The following is a 2,505-nucleotide window of genomic DNA, read 5'->3' as shown; positions in this document are numbered from 1 at the left end:
GTACATCCTGCAGACCAAGCGTCTTCAATACGCGTTTTTTCATATAGCCTGACAGTAAAGGAATCTTCATCAAACGATCGAGCTTTTGTTTTGGCATCTTGGCAAAGACACCTGTCTGGAATATTGTCCAAATTCGAGGAACCGCCAGGAACAAGGTAGGGTTTGCTCGGTTCAAGTCAGCGACAAAGGTATCGAGTTTGTCGGCGAAAAATAATTGAAAGCCAACAGATATAGAGGCCATTTCGACTACAAAACGCTCCATCACGTGTGCCAAAGGAAGGTAAGAAAGCATTCTGTCTTGATCAGTCACTTTTAATGAGGCTATCGCGCCTTGTGCAGCATAGGCCATGCTATGGAAAGATAGCATCACGCCTTTGGGGTTCCCGGTGCTACCAGAGGTATAAACAATCGTGGCGATTTCATCTGCTTCGCGAGCTGTATTTTCACTTAAGGCTTCATTCTTTGCGACAATCTGATCCCAGCTAGTATACTTTTGCTGCACTTCTTCCGGGCTTAAGTCAAAGGAAATACAGGGTAAGCTTTCTGGAATACCGTCTTTCATATCGTCCCAATCATCAAGCTTACCAGCGAATAGGACTTGTGCTTCGGAATGCTCAAGTATATAGCTGACGGTATCGGCGTTTAGGGTTGGGTAGAGCGGAACGGTAACGTGTCCTGCCATCCAGATTGCCCAATCCGCCATGACCCACTGAGCGCAGTTTTTTGACAGTAATGCTATGTGGCTCTTGGCTGGTAAATTAAGAGTCTTCAAATAGTTCGCCATCTTTCTGGCTTCAGATACGGCTTGTTGCCAGGTATAGGTTTTAACTTGTCCATTGCCAAGAGGTTGCGTGAGGTAAATGTCCTGGGCCTTTTCCTTTTCCCAGCGATAAACATGTTCAAGTGCGAGTGGAATCTTTCTATCGTTCATTATTATTCCTTTGTAAACGTAGCTATTAGATTGTTATTGGTTTTTAAATTCTGCAGGAGAATTGTACAGATAAGGAGCGTTAATCCCTTGACCCTAGGTTTTAAAATATTGACGCTGGGTTGCACTTGTGGAAGGCTCAACCTAAAGGTTGGGCAGCTACAACAAGCTCAATTGGTCACTAGTAATCTCGTTATATGAGGTGCCTAAGAAGCTGACTACACCATCGACAATAGGTGCGATTTGTCTGGCGAGATACAGGTCATAATCAAGTGGTGATACAAGGTGTTCTATAGGCTCAGGCCCATTCACGGTATAACAATAAGAGACCCAGCCGCCATTTTCATAACGTGGCGCCTTGCCTTCGCTGACTAGCCACTCGTCAGCTTTTTTGGCGGCTTGGGCATGAGGGGGTATATTCGAGGTGTAATCTCTGAGTTTTCTTCTTAAGCGCTTTCGATAGATCAACTGGTCGTCGTATTGCCCGCTTCGTATCCCGCTAAGTAATTGTTTGAATAACTAGGCAACTCGGGTTATTCTAAATTAAGACTGTTTGTCTTCTTTGTACTCTTCAGACTGCAATTTACCAATCCCTTTTAAACGATCTCTAGGATTGACGAGCATTGGTCTGGTTAGAAGTAAGTTGTTTGGATATATAATAACTTCACGCGCTTCACTGATTAGTTTAGTGCTGAATAAGTTAATTTCAGAAATATACCCCTCGACGTAATTATCGCCATCAATCACTCTGACGAAGTTGCCACGCCTGAATGACTTTTGCACTAAAAGAATAAAAAATGAGGTGATGTTACTTAGTACCGACCACCCGGCGAATAACGCCACACCAGTGACCGCCAGAATACTGGCAGACAATGTCAGGAGTCCTTTGAAGTCAAAACCCCATACAAATAGAGTGACTACCACTGTTCCGATTAACAGCAACACATTTACTGCAGCGAGCGCGGTTTCTTTCGATTTGTCTTTTAGATTTCCGTGCTCTGCATGTGCGATGATTCGTGGTCGTAGTACGTATTTAAAAAAGCCGTAGATAATGATGATAACCAACGTTAGCAACACATTTACTTTGTACATTGAAAACCAGGCCAAAAGCTCATCAAACATTTTTTACCTCAAGAATACTTTGCTTCAACTTCATACTTGTTGTCTGTCTACGAGCATAAGCTATTCATAGTTTACGCTCATTCTATCTTCACTCTGGATATACTCCGACTCGGGGTCCACAAGCGCTCGTCCTGCCATTGCGGTTCGACCCAGCAACATAGGATATCGCATATTAGAGCGGTCAGTTAAGGTGATAGGTATCGTCCAATGACTTTTCCCAATGCAGACACTCGCTTCAATCAAGCAACGCTTCTCTTTAGCCTCATTATTGGTCTTAACAAGCCTTTTGTCGATGAGTTTTGCTGACCGTCTACTCGCCCTTCGGTCAGGAAAGACATCCTTTGGTAAATCAAAACTGACCCAAGTTTCATTATCCCTCTCTTCATACTCAATATTTTCGACGTGCAAAGATGAGTTGTTAGCGCCGGTGTCAACTCTTACCTGAACGTTGAATA

4 protein-coding genes are annotated in these 2,505 nt (G+C 43.6%); all 4 read right to left on the bottom strand.

Annotated features, from left to right (window positions below):
* Window positions 1–931: AMP-binding protein (locus tag A3735_RS18805; protein ID WP_156499754.1), on the bottom strand; the 931-nt coding region annotated here is incomplete at its 3' end.
* A 156-nt stretch (window positions 932–1,087) separates the two neighbouring features.
* On the bottom strand, window positions 1,088–1,396 hold the full coding sequence (locus A3735_RS18800; protein ID WP_068508842.1) for a hypothetical protein: 309 nt from the start codon (window positions 1,394–1,396) through the stop codon (window positions 1,088–1,090).
* Window positions 1,397–1,471: 75 nt separating this feature from the next.
* Window positions 1,472–2,050 carry a mechanosensitive ion channel domain-containing protein gene (locus A3735_RS18795; protein WP_068508841.1) on the bottom strand — a complete coding sequence of 193 codons (579 nt, stop codon included), beginning with the start codon at window positions 2,048–2,050 and terminating at the stop codon, window positions 1,472–1,474.
* 60 nt (window positions 2,051–2,110) lie between these two features.
* Window positions 2,111–2,505, bottom strand: a 395-nt coding sequence (locus A3735_RS18790; protein ID WP_068638462.1) for a RimK/LysX family protein, incomplete at its 5' end; no start/stop codon positions are given.

The organism is Oleiphilus sp. HI0061 (genome assembly GCF_001635675.1).
Note: the sequence above shows the minus strand (reverse complement) of the source record. Positions and strands in the feature narration are given on the sequence as shown.